Source organism: Streptomyces sp. NPDC030183 (assembly GCF_055573455.1).
In genome coordinates, this window is sequence record NZ_JBVIBK010000037.1 from 1 (window position 1) to 15,993 (window position 15,993).

Below are 15,993 nucleotides of genomic sequence, written 5' to 3' on the forward strand. Positions count from 1 at the left end.
CCCTACACCAGCAACACCGAACGCACCGCAGCCCTCGACACCTTCCTGCACACCTACAACTACCATCGCTGCCACACCGCCCTCGGAGGCCAGCCACCCATCAGCCGCGTCAACAACCCTGCGGGTCAATACACCTAGGTCGTGCACGAACCTCGGGTGCGGGTGGCCGTGATGCGTGAGAATCGGGTCATGCTGAGCATCGGATCCGTGGTGATGGGAGCGTCCGACGTGCGGCGGGCCGCCGCGTTCTGGATGGAGGCCCTCGGGTACGTACCGCGCGAGGAGCCGGAGGACGACTGGGTGGTGCTGGTGCACCCCGACGGCCGTTGGCCCCAGATGTCGCTCGGGCTGAGCGAGACCCCGGTGCAGGAACGGCCGCGGGTGCATCTGGACCTGTACGCCGGGGACGCGGCGGACCAGACGGCGGAGGTCGAGCGGCTGGTGGGCCTCGGGGCGCGCCGCGTCGACTGGGAGTGGTACGACGAGGACTCCGACTTCGTCGTCCTGGAGGACACCGAGGGCAACCGGTTCTGTGTGATCGACACCGGCCGGGGCTGACCCCCGGCCGGGGCCGGCCCGGGGTCACACCGGCAGCAACCGCGTCACCAGTTCCCCGAGCCGTCGCGCGTTGCGGCAGGCGTGCATGTCGACGACCTCGGCGTAGACGTGCGCGGCGGAGTCGCCCGTGGACCACACCTCGGGTGATTCCGGGTTGAGCCAGTGGACGCGGCGGGCACGGCCGGCGATGCGGCGCAGGGCGGCCGTGTTGGGGTCGAACCCGTTCGTACGGGCGTCCCCCAGGACGATCACCGAGGTGCGCGGCCCCACGGCGTCGAGATGGAACTCGGCGAACTCCCCGAGCGCGGTCCCGTAGTCGCTGCTGCCGTGCCAGCCGCTGATCGTGGCCTCGTCGGCGATCCGCCGGCCGAGTTCCGCCGGATCGGCCTCACCGGTGGTGACGAGGTGGGTGACCTCGTCGACCTTGTTGACGAAGGCGAAGACCCGCACCTTGCTGAACTGGTCCCGCATGGCCTGCACCAGCAGCATCGTGAAGTTGGCGAATCCGGCGACCGACCCGGACACATCGCACAGCAGCACGATCTCCGGACGGGCGGGCCGGTGCCGCCGGTAGGCGGGGCGCAGCGGCACTCCCCCGGTGGACAGCGAGCGGCGCAGCGTGCGCCGGATGTCGATCTGCCCCCGGGCCGCCCTGCGCCGCCGGGCGGCAAGGCGGGTCGCGAGTTTGCGGGCCAACGGCTGGACGGTGCGGCGGAGTTCGACGAGTTGTTCGCGGTTGGCGATGAGGAAGTCGACCTGGTCGGCGCTGCGGGCGATGCCGCGCTGGGCGATCAGCGCCGCGCCCCGCCGCTCGGCGACCCGCCGCCGTGCCTCGCGGCGGACCCGGTCGCGGAAGTCCTCGATACGCCGCCGGATCTCATCGGCGTCCAGCCGGTCGGTGAACCCGCCGGAACCGGAACCGCCCGACCCCGACCCCGGCCCCGATCCCGCCCCGGAGCCCGATGCCCACCCCACCCCCGCGCCGCCCGCCCCGGTACCGGCCCCCGGTCCGAAGCCGGAACCGGCGCCGCCCCCGCCGCCTCCGCCCGCCCGCTGCGCCGCGAGGATCCCCGCGAGCAGCGTCTGGGGCCGCAGGCGGTCCAGTGTCTGGTGGGCCGACCAGCCGTCCGACTCGGGCGACGCGCCGTACCGGCCGAGCAGTTCGACCGCCTCGCCGGCGAGCCGGTCGAGGGCGGCGACGTCACCGGCGGCGAGCGCGGCGGCGATCCGTTCGCGCAACTCGTCGCGGTTCGCGGCCGGCGCCTCCCGGGCCCCGGTCAACTCGCCCACGCCGAGCGGGAAGTACAGCTCGAAGGCGGCGTCGAACACGCCCCGCTGACGGTCGGCGCGCAGCAGCGCCGCCGCCAGGCCCTCGCGGACCCGCTCCCGGTCGGCGAGGCCCAGGACCTCCAGGACGGCCGCCGCGTCCACGGTCTCGCCGGGGCCGATCCGGATGCCGTGGCCGCGCAACGCCCGCACGAACCCCGTGAGCCGCTCGGAGAGCGGCGCGCGCGAGGCGGCCGGGAGGTGGTCCACGGCGGTCATGCCAGGGTCAGCTTCCGTGTGGCCTTCTCGATGTCGTCCCGGTGCTTGAGGATCACGCCCAGGCTGTCCCGGACGACGGTCTCGTCGAGGGTGCCCGCGCCGAGCGCCAGCAGGGTGCGGGCCCAGTCGATCGTCTCGGCCACCGAGGGCGCCTTGCGCAGGTCCATCTCCCGCAGCGCTCCGACGACGCGGACCAGGGAGTCGGCGAGCACGGCGTCCAGGCCGGGCACCTTGAGCCGGACGATCCGCTGCTCCAGCTCGGCGTCGGGGAAGTCGAGGTGGAGGAAGAGGCAGCGGCGGCGGAGGGCCTCGGAGAGTTCGCGGGTGGCGTTGGAGGTGAGGACCGTGAAGGGGCGCCGGGTGGCGGCGATGGTGCCCAGTTCGGGGACGGTGACCTGGAAGTCGCTGAGCACTTCGAGGAGCAGCCCCTCGACCTCGACGTCGGCCTTGTCGGTCTCGTCGATGAGCAGCACGGTCGGCTCGTCGCCCCGGATGGCGGTCAGCAGGGGCCGGGTGAGCAGGAACTCGTCGCTGAAGATGTCGTTGCGGGTGTCGTCCCATGCCTCGTCGCGTCCGGCGCTGATGCGCAGGAGCTGTTTGGCGTGGTTCCACTCGTACAGGGCGCGGGACTCGTCGATGCCCTCGTAGCACTGGAGCCGTACCAGGCGGGCGGCGCCGACCCGTGCGACGGCCTTGGCCAGCTCGGTCTTGCCGACGCCCGCGGGGCCCTCGACGAGGAGCGGCTTGCCCAGCCGGTCGGCTAGGAAGACCGTGGTGGCGACGGCCGTGGAGGCCAGGTAGCCCGCTTCGGCGAGCTGGGCGAGGACGTCGTCCACGGAGGAGAAGAACCCCGTCCCCGCGACCTCGGGCCGGGACCCGTTCGTGTCGGCCATCCGCCACTCCCCCTCGCACCGTACGCGATGCCGCGACCGGCACCGCCCTCAAGCTACCAAGCGGTCGCTTTGTCTGCACAGAGGGGACGCGGCCGCGGCACCCACCGCGGCCCACCGGCCGCACACGGCCCGCGCGGACCACCCCAGGGGCCTCACGTCGCCCGCACGAACCGCTCCACCGCGTCCGCCCACCCCATCTCCAGCCGCTCCAGCGGCATCCCCCGCCGGGTGACCAGGTGGTCGACCAGGTGGATGTCCAGAGAGCCGAGGAGGGTCTGCGCCATCAGCTCCACGTCCCCCTTGACCTCGGCCCGGCGCAGCAGCATGCACAGGTGGCCGAGCCGCAGCTGGTTGGCGGGGCTGCTGAAGCGGCGGGAGGCGTCCGCACCGGCGGCGAGGTAGAGGTCGCGGTGGGCGTACTCGTGCCGCAGGACGGCCGCGCCGAACGCCCGGAGCCGCTCCACGGGCGGCGCGTCCGGCCCGAGGGGCGGCGGCCCGGTCAGGAACGCGGCCTGGAGCTCCCGCTCATGGTGGTCGAGGAGGGCGACCAGCAGTCCCGTCCGGTCGCCGAAGCGCCGGAAGACGGTGCCCTTGCCGACCTCCGCGGCGGTCGCCACGGCCTCCATGGTCAGGTTGCCCGCTCCGCACTCCCCGGCCAGACGGGCGGCGACCTCCAGCAGCCGGGCGCGGTTGCGTGCGGCGTCCGCCCGCAGTCGCGGCTGGTCACCGGCGGGCGAAACGAAGTCGATCAACCCGTCGAGGGGTTCGTCGCCCGAGGGCCTGACCAACGACGGCAGCGGCTCGTTCATGAAAAGAGCGTAACGCTCACCACAGAGAAGTGGACCGCGGTCCGGATAGCTGATACAAATTTGAACGGACCCCGGTCCGTTTATCCCGGATCCCTGTCCCTTCAGCTTCCGCCTTGCTAGGAGTCAGCTCATGTCCGTACGCATCCTCGCGCTCGTCGGCAGCCTTCGCGCCGGTTCGCACAACCGTCAGCTCGCCGAGGCGGCGGTGAAGCACGCCCCGGAGGGCGTCGAGATCGAGCTGTACGAAGGTCTGGCCGACGTCCCGTTCTACAACGAGGACATCGACAACGCGGAGGCCCTCCCGGCCACCGCCGCGCGCCTGCGTGAGGCGGCCGGCCAGGCCGACGGCTTCCTGCTCTTCTCCCCCGAGTACAACGGCACCATCCCGGCCGTCCTGAAGAACGCCATCGACTGGCTGTCCCGCCCGTACGGCGCCGGTTCGTTCACGGGCAAGCCGGTCGCCGTGGTCGGCACGGCCTTCGGCCAGTTCGGCGGCGTGTGGGCGCAGGACGAGACCCGCAAGGCGGTCGGCATCGCCGGCGCCACGGTCCTGGAGGACGCCAAGCTCTCCATCCCCGGCTCGGTCGTCCGCTTCGCCGAGACCCACCCGGCCGACGACGCCGAGGTCGTCACCGGTCTGACCGCCGTCATCGAGCAGCTGACCGCCCGGGCGGGCACCGCGGCCGCCTGAGCCGCACACGGTCGCACGCCGCCGGGTTCCGGGCCGCGAGGCCCGGGGCCCGGCGCCGGTCGTTCCCCGATCCGCGCGGGTCCCCCCAGGGCGCGGTCACGCCGCTCGACGGGCCACCGCGCCCGATGCCGCTCGACGGACCACCGCCCGATCCACACAGGCCGTCAGGCGACGCCCAGCCCTTCCAGGACGACCGCGCCGGGCAGCTCGGCGAACGCCTTGCCGGGCACCAGCAGCTTGCCGCGCCGCCGGCCGCTGCCGACCAGGACGTACGGCAGGTCGACCACGGCCGAGTCCACCAGGACGGGCCACCCGTTCGGCAGCCCCACGGGCGTGATGCCGCCGTACTCCATCCCCGTCTCCCCGGTGGCGGTCTCCATCGGCGCGAACGACGCCTTGCGGGCACCCATCTGCCGCCGGACCACGCCGTTGACGTCGACGCGGGTCGTGGAGAGCACCACACAGGCCGCGAGGCTCGACTCGCCGCCCCGCCTGCCCGCGACGACCACGCAGTTCGCGGACCGCTCCAGCAGGTCCCGCCCGTAGTGCTCGACGAACACGGCTGTGTCGGCCCACCGCGGGTCGGTGTCCACGTACAGGATCTGCTCGGCGGGGCACGCCTCCCGCCCAGTCGCGTACGGCGTCGGCGACCGGCCCGACCAGTTCGTCGAGGCATGCGGGGGCGGGGGTGGCGTGGTCGAACTCTCCGATGGGTGCGCGCATGACCGGCACGCTAACAAAGCGCCGGCGCGGGGAAGTCGACGTCTCAGCGGACGGCCGGCACCGACACCGTCAGCACCATCTCCGTCGGTACGTCGCCCTCGTTGGCGTACCGGTGCGTCGCGTTGGCCTCGAAGGTGACGCTCGCCCCGGCCGGCACGCGGTACTCGGTGCCCTCGACGGTGAGCGTCAACTCGCCCGCGGTGACGTGCGCGATCTCGACGGTGCCGGCGGGGTGCGGGTCCGATCCGCTGCCCTCGCCCGGCATCAGCCGCCAGTCCCACATCTCCAGGGGGCCGGGCGCCTCCGTGCCGGCGAGGAGCCTGCTGTAGCTGCCCGCGTCGGTGTGCCACAGCCGGACCACCTGCTCGGCGGGGACGACCCGGACCTTGGGGCCCTGCTCGTAGTCGAGCAGGGTGGTGATGCTGATGCCCAGGGCGTCGCCGATCTTGACGACGGTGCCGAGGCTGGGGTTGGTGCGGGCCTGCTCTATCTGGATGAGCATGCCCCGGCTGACTCCGGCACGGGCGGCGAGGGCGTCCAGGGTGAAGCCGCGTTCGGTACGCCAGCGTTTGACGTTCCGGGCCAGGGACTGGGTCAGCAGGTCGAGGTCCGACACATTCCGTCCAATATTTTGAATGGCAGAGTCCAGTGAAATGAACTACGGTGGAGTGAACTCTTCGTTCACCGAACTGTACTGCGAGGCCGCTCGATGACCGCACTGTTCGCCCTGGCCACCAGCCTGCTCTGGGGCCTGGCCGACTTCGGCGGCGGGCTGCTGAGCCGACGCGTCCCGGCGCTCACGGTGGTCGTCGTCTCCCAGACGATCGCGGCCGTCGTGCTGGGCGCGATCGTGGTCGCGACCGGCGGCTGGAGCGAGGCCGGCCCGCGGCTGTGGTTCGCCGTGGCCGCCGGTGTGGTGGGCCCGGTCGCCATGCTCGCCTTCTACAAGGCGCTCGCCCTCGGCCCGATGGGTGTCGTCTCACCGCTCGGTTCACTGAGCGTGGCCGTCCCGGTGGGCGTCGGGCTCTTCCTCGGCGAGCGCCCCGCACTGCTGCAGGCCGCCGGCATCCTGGTGGCCGTCGTGGGGGTCGTCCTCGCGGGCGGCCCGCAGCTCAAGGGAGCCCCCGTCCAGCGCCAGGCCATCCTTCTCACCCTGGTCGCGGCGTTCGGCTTCGGCGCGGTGATGGCCCTGATCGCGGAGGCGTCGACGACGCTCACCGGCCTGTTCCTGGCCCTGTTCGTCCAACGCGTCACCAACGCCGTCGCGGGCGGCGCCGCCCTCTGCGTCTCGGTGCGGCGCGGCACCCCGGCCCTTCCGCCGGAGGGCTTCCCCTACGCCTCGCTCCCGGCCCTCGCCTTCGTCGGCCTCGCGGACGTGGCCGCCAACGGCACCTACGCGCTCGCCGCCCAGCACGGCCCGGTCACCATCGCCGCCGTCCTGGCCTCGCTGTACCCCGTGATCACCGCCCTGGCCGCCCGCATCCTGCTCGGCGAACGCCTCCGCGCCATCCAGGCGGCCGGCGCGGGCCTGGCCCTGGCAGGCACCCTCCTCCTGGCGACGGGCTGAGCACTCCACCACCGGCGCTCAAGGGGCGCGGGGAACTGCGCGACCAGCCACCACGAACCCGCAGCCGCCGACGCACCCGAATGGACCGAGCCCTCAGGCGGACTCCCCCGCCCCTTCCGCCTCCCACTCGGCCAACGCCAGCAACTGCTCCGGTGTGACCCCGTCGGGAATCGGCACGGGCGCGGGCGTCCGGATCGGCGGCTGCCATCCCTCCACCGGATCCCACCGCCGTACGACCTTCGCGGGCGCCCCCGCCACCACCGAGCGGTCCGGCACCTCGCCCCGCACGACCGCCCCGGCCGCCACCACCACGTTCCGCCCTATGCGCGCCCCCGGCAGGATCACCGCACCGGTGCCGATCCAGCAGCCGGGGCCGATCGACACCGGGTCCATCCGCGGCCACTGCCTGCCGATCGGCTCGTGGGGGTCGTCGTACGAGTGGTTCGTGGACGTCACGTACACATACGGCCCGAAGTAGCAGTCGCTGCCGATGGTCACGCTGGTGTCGGCGATGACATGGCTGCCCCGGCCGAGGACGACGCCGTCACCGATGCGGAGGATCGGGTCCGCGCCGAGGTCGAGGTCGGGCATCAGCCCGGCGGTCAGGGTGACCTGCTCGCCGATGATGCAGTGGGAACCCAGATGGATCCACGGCTCGCCGAACACCGTGCCGAGCGGGAAGGCCAGTCTGGTACCGGTTCCCATCGCGCCGAACCGGAAGCGGCCGGGACGCTCGGCCGTCACCGCACCCGTGCGCTGCACCCACTCCCAGCCCGCGTGGACGGCGCGCTGCACGGCGCGTCGCCGCCATGACGAGAACGTGTTCCTGCTTCTGGGCACCCGCTCACCGTACTCACCGGTCGCCTTCCGGACGGTGCCGTCGGGCTGTGATCTTCACCCCACGCGACGCCGTGCCCATGGCTTACGGTGCCAAGGCAGACTGATCCACCACCAGGAGGCGGCAATGAATCGGCAGCGGGCCCTGATCACGGTGTTCGGCGGCAGGAAGCCGGATGTGGAGGATGCCGCGTTCGTCTCCCCCACGTCGACGGTGATCGGCGACGTGACGCTGCGCCCCGGGTCCAGCGTCTGGTACGGCGCGGTGCTGCGCGCCGAGTTCGAGCCGATCGTGGTGGGGGCCGGGAGCAATGTGCAGGACAACTGCACGCTCCACGTCGACCCCGGTTTCCCGATCTCCATCGGCGAGCGCGTCTCGATCGGGCACAACGCGGTCGTGCACGGGGCGACCATCGAGGACGACTGCCTGATCGGGATGGGCGCCACGGTGCTGAACGGCGCGGTGATCGGGGCCGGCTCCCTGGTGGCGGCGCAGGCGCTGGTGCCGCAGGGGATGCGGGTGCCGCCCGGTTCGCTGGTCGCGGGCGTCCCCGCGAAGGTGAAGCGCCCCCTGACCGACGAGGAGCGCGAGGGCGTCACCCTGAACGGCACCCACTACACCGAGCTGGCGCAGGCCCACCGGGCGGCGCAGGAGGAGTACGGCGCTTGAGACGACCGACGGGGGCCTGAGACGACCGGCGGGACTGAGACGACCGGCGGGACCGGAAAGGGGCACCGGAGACGACCGGCGGGACCGGAAAGGGGCACCGGAGACGACCGAGAGGCCGCGCCGCCGGTCGGCGGCGCGGCCTCTGTGGCGGTGGGGGTTTCAGTCCGCGGCCGGGACCAGCGCCGCGTCGCCCTCGGCCTCGGCCTTCTCCGCGGCCTTCTTCGCCTTGCGCTTGACCACCAGCATCGACGTCGCGCCGATCACCACCGCCAGCACCAGGCCCAGCCACGAGAAGCGCTTGAGCCACGCCTCGGCCACCACGCCGACGTAGTAGATGACGGCGGTGGTGCCGCCGGCCCAGAGGATGCCGCCGAGGACGTTTGCGGTGAGGAAGCGCCAGTACGGCATCTGCAGCACGCCGGCGAGGGGGCCGGCGAAGATCCGCAGCAGGGCGATGAAACGGCCGAAGAAGACCGCCCACATGCCCCAGCGGTCGAAGGACCGCTCGGCGACCGCGATGTTGCTCTCGCTGAAGTGCTTGGGGAATCTCCGGCCCAGCTTGGCCAGCAACGGACGTCCGCCCTTGCGGCCGATGGCGTAGCCGATCGAGTCGCCGATGATCGCGCCGGCCGTGGCGCAGGCGCCGAGGACGACCGGGTTGATCTCACCGTGCTGGGAGGCGAGCAGCGCGGAGGAGACCAGGATGATCTCGCCCGGCAGCGGGATGCCCAGGCTCTCCAGACCGATGACCAGCCCCACCAGCAGATAGATGCTGAGCGGTGGCACCGTTTCGAGCCACTCCTGGACGTGCAAAGCCGCTTCCTCCCATGCGTCCGGTTCTCGGCCCCCGGCGCGCGCTCAGGTGGAGCACGCGCCGGGGCAGCCTACCCGCTTACTCTGACGGCGGCGGAGCCCCGCAGGTTGCCCCAGAGGTCGCACGCGTGCTCCCCGTACACGGTCCCGCTCAGCCCGTTCCCGCCCTGCGCGGCGACCCTGAGGGTCAGCACCTGCTCGCCCCCGGCCGGGACGGCGGGCTGACCGGCGGCCCTCGGCACCCCGTCGCGGATGAAGGAGCCCCAGTAGTCGGTCATCTGGCGCGCCAGGGCCCGCTGCCCGGCGTCCAGCGGGCTGTCCAGACCGAAGTGCCGGAAGAGGTACTGCACCTCGTTGACGTGCGTCGCGCCGAAGTCGAAGTCGGTGCCGAGGTCGCGCAGCGAGGCGAAGGGCGGGGAGGTGCGGTCGGCGAACTCGTACGCGTACACCGGGCCGCGCCCGGCGAGGACCTCGGTCAGCCGCAGCGCGGGGCAGGCGAAGCCCTGGTCGCCCTGTGCGGTCGCGTAGGCGATGGTCGGCGAGGGGTGGTCCGTGAGCGGGTAGCGGGCGAGGACACGGTCGCCGAAGGCGGCGCGCATCACGGTCGGGTACCGCTCCGCTGTGAGCGGGGTGCCGGCCCCGTCGAAGCGGGCGAACGCGAACAGGCGGCCCTCGTCCTGGTTGGCGCCGTTGAGGACGGGCACACGGGCGGCCGCCCCCTTCCGGAACGCCTCGAAGGGCTGGACGGGCAGGAAGGCGCCGCCGGTCACGGGCCCCCAGTCCAGTCCGGCCTGGGCGGCGAGGACCTCGGCGGCGGTCTTCCCGCGCAGGCACGCCGTGTCCGCGCAACCGAGTCTCGTCATGAAGGTCCGGCCCTGGGCCACCGCCGACTGGTGCGTCCGGGCCGAGCAGTCGCCGTACGCGCCGCTCTGGACGATCCCGGCGCGGAACAGGCCCCGGGAGGTCGGCGAGGCGAGCTGGGTGCAGACGGAGCGGCCCCCGGCGGACTCGCCCGCGATGGTGACCCGGCCCGGATCGCCGCCGAAGCGGCCGATGTTGGCCCGTACCCAGCGGAGCGCGGCCTGCTGGTCGAGCATGCCGAAGTTGCCCGAGACGCCGTCGCGCACCTCCTTGTCGAGGTCGTCGGCGGCGAGGAAGCCCATGGCGCCGAGGCGGTAGTTGACGGTCACGACGACCGTGCCCGTGCGCCGTGCGAAGGCGTCCGGTACGACGTCCTCGCCGGCGCCCGCGGTGAGGCCGCCGCCGTGGAGCCAGACCATGACCGGGCGGCGGGTGGTGCCGGGCGGCGTGTACACGTTGAGGTCCAGGCAGTCCTCGGTGTGACTGGGCCGTTCGTAGCCGGGGTCCCAACTGGACGTCTGCACGCATCTGTTGCCGAACCCGTCGGCCTCCCGCACCCCTTGCCAGGGGCGGACCGGCCGGGGTTCGGTCCAGCGGAGGTCCCCCACGGGCTGCCGGGCGTAGGGGATGCCGAGGAACTGCCGTCCCTCGGCGGTGGTCTGCCCGCGTACCCAGCCGGCGTCGGTGCGGACGAGGGCCGGCTGTCCGGGCGCCGCGGCCTGGGCCGGGGCGGGTGCCAGCAGGGTGGCGGCGAGGGCGGTCGCTCCCACCGCCAGCCGCCGTAAGCGGGTGGAACTCCGGGACACGGTGCCTTTCATGAGCCTCACTCCTTCGTGCAGGCGTCGTGGTGGACCACGTGTGCGCGTGTCGGCGGGGAACCTAGGGGCGCCGGTGACTCGTGTCAATGAGCTGCGCGAAGGAGCCCTCGCCGGTCGGCCGGGACGGCGGACGGCGAGGGTGACGGAAGCGGACCGGGTCAGCCGTTGGGGCGCAGGGTCCAGACGACGGTCATCTCGCCGGTGACGGCGCCGTCCGCACGCCGGATGGCGACGGAGACGGGGAACTCGGGACGCTGCCCGGCGTCGAGCTCGGCGACGACCTCGGCGGCGGGGCGGCCGAGGGTGGCGGTGGCCGTGACCTCGCCCATCGCGAGCTTCTTGTACGCGATCTCGGCGCTGACCGCGAGGGGCACGGCCCGCGAGAGCTGGTCGCCGAAGGCGGCGAGCACGATCGCCCCGCTCGCCGACTCGCCCAGCGTGAACATCGCTCCCGCGTGCGGCCCGCCGACGTGGTTGTGGAAGTCGCTCCGGTCGGGCAGCGCCACCACGGCCTTCTCCGGCGTGGTCTCCAGGAATTCCAGGTTCAGCGTCCTGGCCATCGGCACCGTGGCGGCGAGCATCTCGCCGATCGACATCTGGTCTGCGCTCATGCCGCGATGTTACCCACGAGTAGGAACGCCTGACCAGGGGTACCGCCGTGTGGTCAGCGCAACAGCGGGGGTCCGGGTGGGCGGCCGCCGGGCGGACAGCAGGCGCGCGCCGGAGTCCCTCACGAACTCTCCACCTGACCAGTACATGCCTGAGGGCGCACGGTGACGGAACCGTGGCACGCGCTCACTACTGTTGACCGGCATGTGGCCAGGACAGCAGCAGCCGCCCGGGGGCGAGCCGAATCCGCAGCACAACCCGTACCAGCAGCCGGGTTACCAGCAGCCGAACCCCTATCAGCAGCCCGGCTACCAGCAGCCGGCGCCGCAGGGACCGTACGGGCGGCAGTGGGGTGCGCCGGCGCCCGCGGGCGCGCCGGAACCGCCACCCGGGAAGAGCGGCGGCGCCCGGACCAGGCTGATCGCGATCGTGACGGCAGCGGCCGTCGTCGTGGCGGCCGGGGTGACCGGGTTCCTCGTCCTCGGCGGCGACAAGGACGAGGAGGCGAAGGGCGGCGAGGGCACGAAGGCGTCGGCGAGCGCGTCGCAGGATCCGAGCGCCTCGGCCTCGGCCGACGAGGGCCGCGGCGCGGACGGCCCGAAGCCGACCGTCGAGGGCTGGAAGGTCGTCGTCAACCCCAAGTGGGGCACGGCCTTCGACGTCCCCGCCGACTGGGAGGTCGCCTCACCGACCACCATCACCGGTTTCGAGGACGTCAAGGGCGAGGTCGGCGACCCGCCCCTCATCACCATGTCGGCCCCGGCGTTCTACAAGTCCGAGTGGTGCACCTCGGACGACGACAAGGACGGCCGCAAGGACGACACCGAGTTGGCCGGGGCGGGCACGAAGGGCGCGAGCGGCGCCAAGAACACCGACGAGGTCGCCCTCAACCAGGTGCCCTGGTACGTGTACGGCGGCTACACCCAGCCCGACCGCAAGAGCCTCGTCGTCGACGAGAAGGCGCGGCCGTACAGGACGGCCTCCGGAGTGGAGGGCAGTGTCGCCTGGGCCCGCTCCAAGGACACTCCGCAGAAGGGCAAGTGCGCCACCGACGGCAAGGCCGTGACGTTCGGTTTCAAGAACTCCGCGGGCGACTTCGTGGCGTGGAGCCTGTACGGGGCGACCGGCGTCGACGACGAGGTCCCGGACGCGACCATCGAGAAGATCCTGAGCACGGTACGGCTGTACGGCGAACCGACGGGCGGCTGACGACCCTACGGCGGGGGCTCCGTGGCACCCCCGCCCGCCGCACATCTATGGTTACGAGCCATGTGGCCAGGACAGCAGCAGCCGCCCGGGGGCGAGCAGAACCCGCAGCAGCCCAACCCGTACCAGCAACCCGGGTACGGCCGGCCGGGACAGACGGGACACCACCAGCCGGGGTACCAGCAGCCGAACCCGTACCAGCAGCCCGGGTACCAGTCGACGGGGCAGCAACCGCAGTACGGGCACCAGCCCCAGTGGGGTGCCCCGGCTCCCGTGGGCGCGCCGGAACCGCCGGGCGGAGGCGGCGGCAACCGGACCAGGCTCATCGCGATCGTGGCGGCCACAGCGGTCGTCGTCGCTGCCGGTGTGACCGGGTTCCTGGTCCTCGGCGGTGACGGGGACGGCAAGGTGGAGGCGAAGGACGACCCCAAGCCGTCGGTGTCGCCCACGCCGACCGCCTCGGAGAGCCAGGACAACCCGCGCGGTGAGGACGCCGGCGCGCAGCCGACCGTCGAGGGCTGGAAGGTCGTCGTCAACCCCAAGTGGGGTACGGCCTTCGACGTGCCCCCGGACTGGGACGTCAAGACGCCCGGCACCTTCATCGGCTTCGACGACAACTCGAAGGACGACACCTCCGTCATCATCGGCATGTCGGCGCCCGCCATCCTCAAGGAGAAGTGGTGCGTCTCCGACGCCGACAAGGACGGCTACAAGGAGGAGACCTCCCTCGCCGCCGCCGGCACCAAGGGGCAGCAGGGCGCGAAGGACACCGACGACATCGCCCGCAACGACTCGGCGTGGTGGGTCTTCGGCGGTTACACCGACCAGAAGGACTCCTCGAAGAAGCTGATGAAGGTCGGCAAGCCGGAGCCGTACACGACGGCGTCGGGCGTCGAGGGAAGTGTCGCGACCACCTCCTCGACCGGTGTCCCCAAGAAGGGCAAGTGCGACACCGACGGCAAGGCGACCACCTTCGCCTTCAAGAACTCCAAGGGCGACTTCGTCTCCTGGACGTTCCACGGTGCGAAGGGCGTCGACGACGAGGTCCCGGACACGACAGTGCAGAAGATCCTCAGCACGGTACGGCTGTACGGCGATCCCACCGGCGGCTGAGCACGACATCGGTACGGGGGCCGGCGGGTGCCGGCCCCCGAGACGGCCGAATCACCCTCCTCGGTGGCCTGATCTGGCCATACGCCATGCGGAAACGGTTTGGCAAGCGCTGCCGGCGGCAGCGATAGTCGGCCGGTGACCACTCCCGCCGCCTCCCGCCGCCGCCCCGCCTGGGCCGGCCGCAACTACACGATGCTGACGGCCGCCGCGGTCGTCACCAACCTGGGCAGCCACGGCGCCCTCATCGCGGCCGCCTTCGCGGTCCTGGAGTCGGGCGGTGACGGCGGGGACGTGGGTCTCGTCGCCGCGGCGCGCACGCTGCCGCTCGTGCTGTTCCTGCTGATCGGCGGCGCGGTCGCGGACCGGCTGCCCCGGCACCGGGTGATGGTCGCCGCGAACACCCTCAACTGCCTCTCCCAGGCCGTGTTCGCGGTGCTGGTGCTCACCGGCGAGGCGCGGCTGTGGCAGATGATGCTGCTGTCCGCCCTCGGCGGCACCGGACAGGCGTTCTTCAACCCGGCGGCCGAGGGCATGCTGCTGTCCTCGGTCACCCCAGAGCAGGCGGGGCGGGCCTTCGCGTTGTTCCGGTTCGCCTCACAGGGCGCGACCATGACCGGCGCGGCCCTCGGCGGCGCGCTCGTCGCGGTGATCGGCCCCGGCTGGGTGCTCGCCCTCGACGCGGTCGCGTTCGCGGTCGCCGGTGCGATGCGCGCCTTCCTCGACGTCAGTCACATACCGGAGCGCGAGCCGGGCCACGGCATGCTCGCCGATCTGCGCGACGGCTGGCGGGAGTTCACCGGCCGGCCCTGGCTGTGGGCGATCGTCGTCCAGTTCTCCCTCGTCAACGCGGTCATCGTCGCCGCCGACGCGGTCTACGGGCCCCAAGTGGCCCGTGAGCACCTGGGAGGAGCGGGCCCCTGGGGTCTGGCACTGGCGCTGTTCGGGGCCGGCAACGCCGTGGGGGCCCTGCTGATGACCCGTTGGAAGCCGCGTCGGCTGCTCCTGGTGGGCGTGCTGTGCGTCTTCCCGTTCGCCCTGCCGTCCGCGGCGCTCGCCGTGCCGACGCCGGTCGCGGTGCTGTGCGTGGCGATGTTCGTCAGCGGTCTGGCGATCGAGGTGTTCGGCGTCTCCTGGATGACGGCGCTGCACCAGGAGATCCCCGAGGAGAAGCTGTCGCGCGTCTCGGCGTACGACTGGTTCGGCTCGGTCTCGATCGTGCCGCTGGCCGCCGCGCTGGCGGGGCCCGCGGAGAGCGCCTTCGGACGTCCGGCGGCCCTGTGGGGCTGCGCGGGGCTGTGTGTCGTGGCCACGGCGGCCGTGCTCTGCATCCGGGACGTGCGGACCCTCACCCGGCGCGACGGCAAGCCGGTCGCCGTGGGCGGGCCGGACGCCGAGACCGGCTCAGCCGATGCCGAAGGCCCCGTCGGGCGGCTCGGGTGACGGAACCGCGTCCTCCTCGCCGACGGGCGCCGCACGGCCGATGAAGTCACGCAGCGCCGCCCCGTGTTCGACCCGCGCGGGGAAGGCGTCACCGGCGGTGCGCCGGGCGAGGGCGGCGACGTCGAGCGGCCGGTGGGCGGCGAGCAGCACGGCGTTGCCGAACCGCCGGCCCCGCAGCACCCCCGGCTCGGCGATCAGCACCAGTTCCTCGAACGCCGTGCCCAGGGTCGCCAGTTGGGACCGCAGGAAGGCGAACGGCGCGGCGTCGGCCAGGTTCGCGAGATAGACGCCGTCGGCCCGCAGCACCCGTGCGGCGGCCCGCGCGTACCCCTCGGTCGTCAGGTGCGCCGGCACCCGCGAGCCGCCGAACACATCCGCGACGAGCACGTCGGCGGAGTCGGCGGGAGCGCCTTCGAGCCATTCCCGGGCGTCCGCGCCGTGCAGCGCGATCCCCGCGTCCGGCGGCAGCGGCAGCCACTCCACGACGAGGTCCAGCAGCCCACGGTCGTACTCGACGACCTCCTGCCGTGACCCCGGACGGGTGGCGGCCACGTACCGGGGCAGCGTGAGCGCGCCCCCGCCGAGGTGCAGCACGTCGAGCGCCCGCCCCGGCTCCGCCACCGTGTCCAGCGCGTGCCCGAGCCGCCGCGCGTACTCGAACTCCAGGTGCGTGGGCTCGTCCAGGTCGACGTACGACTGCGGGGCCCCGTCCACCGTCAACAGCCAGGCCCGCTCACGGTCGACGTCGGGCATGAGCTTGGCGGTGCCCCGGTCGACGGCCCGGGAGACGGGTATGGCTTCGTTCACGGCACCCATTCTGCCGGGCGCGAGGCCGCCCCG

General features: G+C 72.9%; 16 protein-coding genes and 2 pseudogenes. 8 read left to right on the top strand and 10 right to left on the bottom strand.

Translation table 11 applies throughout. The annotated features are described in order from the left end of the window. A pseudogene (locus ACZ4Z2_RS33275) lies at window positions 1–138 on the top strand (IS481 family transposase); the annotation flags it as partial. Between the two features lie 51 nt (window positions 139–189). Then, a complete protein-coding gene (locus ACZ4Z2_RS33280; RefSeq protein WP_468081154.1) occupies window positions 190–558 on the top strand; it encodes a VOC family protein in 369 nt (122 codons plus the stop codon). 24 nt (window positions 559–582) lie between these two features. On the opposite strand, the gene ACZ4Z2_RS33285 is transcribed toward ACZ4Z2_RS33280, so the two are convergent. The 3 genes from ACZ4Z2_RS33285 to ACZ4Z2_RS33295 all read right to left on the bottom strand — a co-directional run bounded on the left by ACZ4Z2_RS33285 (window position 583) and on the right by ACZ4Z2_RS33295 (window position 3,805). Then, window positions 583–2,103 carry a VWA domain-containing protein gene (locus tag ACZ4Z2_RS33285; RefSeq protein ID WP_468081156.1) on the bottom strand — a complete coding sequence of 507 codons (1,521 nt, stop codon included), beginning with the start codon at window positions 2,101–2,103 and terminating at the stop codon, window positions 583–585. After that, on the bottom strand, window positions 2,100–2,996 hold the full coding sequence (locus ACZ4Z2_RS33290) for an AAA family ATPase (RefSeq protein ID WP_468081157.1): 897 nt from the start codon (window positions 2,994–2,996) through the stop codon (window positions 2,100–2,102). The genes ACZ4Z2_RS33285 and ACZ4Z2_RS33290 overlap by 4 nt, the downstream gene beginning before the upstream one ends. 152 nt (window positions 2,997–3,148) lie before the next feature. After that, window positions 3,149–3,805, bottom strand: coding sequence for a TetR/AcrR family transcriptional regulator (locus ACZ4Z2_RS33295; protein ID WP_468081158.1), 657 nt, complete (start codon window positions 3,803–3,805; stop codon window positions 3,149–3,151). 130 nt (window positions 3,806–3,935) lie between these two features. Here ACZ4Z2_RS33295 and ACZ4Z2_RS33300 point away from each other — a divergent pair, with 130 nt between their 5' ends. Further along, on the top strand, window positions 3,936–4,496 hold the full coding sequence (locus ACZ4Z2_RS33300; protein WP_468081159.1) for an NAD(P)H-dependent oxidoreductase: 561 nt from the start codon (window positions 3,936–3,938) through the stop codon (window positions 4,494–4,496). Window positions 4,497–4,660: 164 nt separating this feature from the next. On the opposite strand, the pseudogene ACZ4Z2_RS33305 reads toward ACZ4Z2_RS33300, so the two are convergent. Then, window positions 4,661–5,219, bottom strand: a pseudogene (locus tag ACZ4Z2_RS33305) (YbaK/EbsC family protein). Window positions 5,220–5,262: 43 nt separating this feature from the next. Next, window positions 5,263–5,835, bottom strand: coding sequence for a helix-turn-helix domain-containing protein (locus tag ACZ4Z2_RS33310; RefSeq protein ID WP_468081160.1), 573 nt, complete (start codon window positions 5,833–5,835; stop codon window positions 5,263–5,265). 93 nt (window positions 5,836–5,928) lie between these two features. Between ACZ4Z2_RS33310 and ACZ4Z2_RS33315 the strand changes: the two genes are divergently transcribed. Further along, window positions 5,929–6,786 carry an EamA family transporter gene (locus tag ACZ4Z2_RS33315; RefSeq protein WP_468081162.1) on the top strand — a complete coding sequence of 286 codons (858 nt, stop codon included), beginning with the start codon at window positions 5,929–5,931 and terminating at the stop codon, window positions 6,784–6,786. 93 nt (window positions 6,787–6,879) lie between these two features. Here the strand turns inward: ACZ4Z2_RS33315 and ACZ4Z2_RS33320 are convergent, their stop codons facing one another. Further along, a complete protein-coding gene (locus ACZ4Z2_RS33320; protein ID WP_468081164.1) occupies window positions 6,880–7,626 on the bottom strand; it encodes an acyltransferase in 747 nt (248 codons plus the stop codon). Between the two features lie 124 nt (window positions 7,627–7,750). Between ACZ4Z2_RS33320 and ACZ4Z2_RS33325 the strand changes: the two genes are divergently transcribed. After that, complete coding sequence (locus tag ACZ4Z2_RS33325; RefSeq protein ID WP_468081166.1) at window positions 7,751–8,293, top strand: gamma carbonic anhydrase family protein; 543 nt, start codon at window positions 7,751–7,753, stop codon at window positions 8,291–8,293. 159 nt (window positions 8,294–8,452) lie between these two features. Here ACZ4Z2_RS33325 and ACZ4Z2_RS33330 read toward each other — a convergent pair whose 3' ends face one another. From ACZ4Z2_RS33330 to ACZ4Z2_RS33340, 3 genes are all read right to left on the bottom strand, one after another. Further along, complete coding sequence (locus ACZ4Z2_RS33330) at window positions 8,453–9,106, bottom strand: DedA family protein (RefSeq protein WP_468081168.1); 654 nt, start codon at window positions 9,104–9,106, stop codon at window positions 8,453–8,455. A 71-nt stretch (window positions 9,107–9,177) separates the two neighbouring features. Continuing rightward, window positions 9,178–10,785 carry a carboxylesterase/lipase family protein gene (locus ACZ4Z2_RS33335; RefSeq protein WP_468081169.1) on the bottom strand — a complete coding sequence of 536 codons (1,608 nt, stop codon included), beginning with the start codon at window positions 10,783–10,785 and terminating at the stop codon, window positions 9,178–9,180. A 158-nt stretch (window positions 10,786–10,943) separates the two neighbouring features. Then, entirely contained in the window at window positions 10,944–11,396 is a 453-nt protein-coding gene (locus ACZ4Z2_RS33340) for a DUF4442 domain-containing protein (RefSeq protein ID WP_468081170.1), read from the bottom strand. A 202-nt stretch (window positions 11,397–11,598) separates the two neighbouring features. Here ACZ4Z2_RS33340 and ACZ4Z2_RS33345 point away from each other — a divergent pair, with 202 nt between their 5' ends. The 3 genes from ACZ4Z2_RS33345 (at window position 11,599) to ACZ4Z2_RS33355 (ending at window position 15,153) form a co-directional block, all read left to right on the top strand. Further along, window positions 11,599–12,603, top strand: a complete 1,005-nt coding sequence (locus ACZ4Z2_RS33345; RefSeq protein ID WP_468081172.1) for a DUF8017 domain-containing protein — start codon at window positions 11,599–11,601, stop codon at window positions 12,601–12,603. Between the two features lie 60 nt (window positions 12,604–12,663). Further along, a complete protein-coding gene (locus tag ACZ4Z2_RS33350; RefSeq protein WP_468081174.1) occupies window positions 12,664–13,713 on the top strand; it encodes a DUF8017 domain-containing protein in 1,050 nt (349 codons plus the stop codon). A 135-nt stretch (window positions 13,714–13,848) separates the two neighbouring features. Then, a complete protein-coding gene (locus tag ACZ4Z2_RS33355) occupies window positions 13,849–15,153 on the top strand; it encodes an MFS transporter (RefSeq protein ID WP_468081175.1) in 1,305 nt (434 codons plus the stop codon). Here the strand turns inward: ACZ4Z2_RS33355 and ACZ4Z2_RS33360 are convergent. Beyond that, window positions 15,115–15,960, bottom strand: coding sequence for a spermidine synthase (locus ACZ4Z2_RS33360; RefSeq protein WP_468081177.1), 846 nt, complete (start codon window positions 15,958–15,960; stop codon window positions 15,115–15,117). The genes ACZ4Z2_RS33355 and ACZ4Z2_RS33360 overlap by 39 nt on opposite strands. Between the last annotated feature and the right edge of the window lie 33 nt (window positions 15,961–15,993).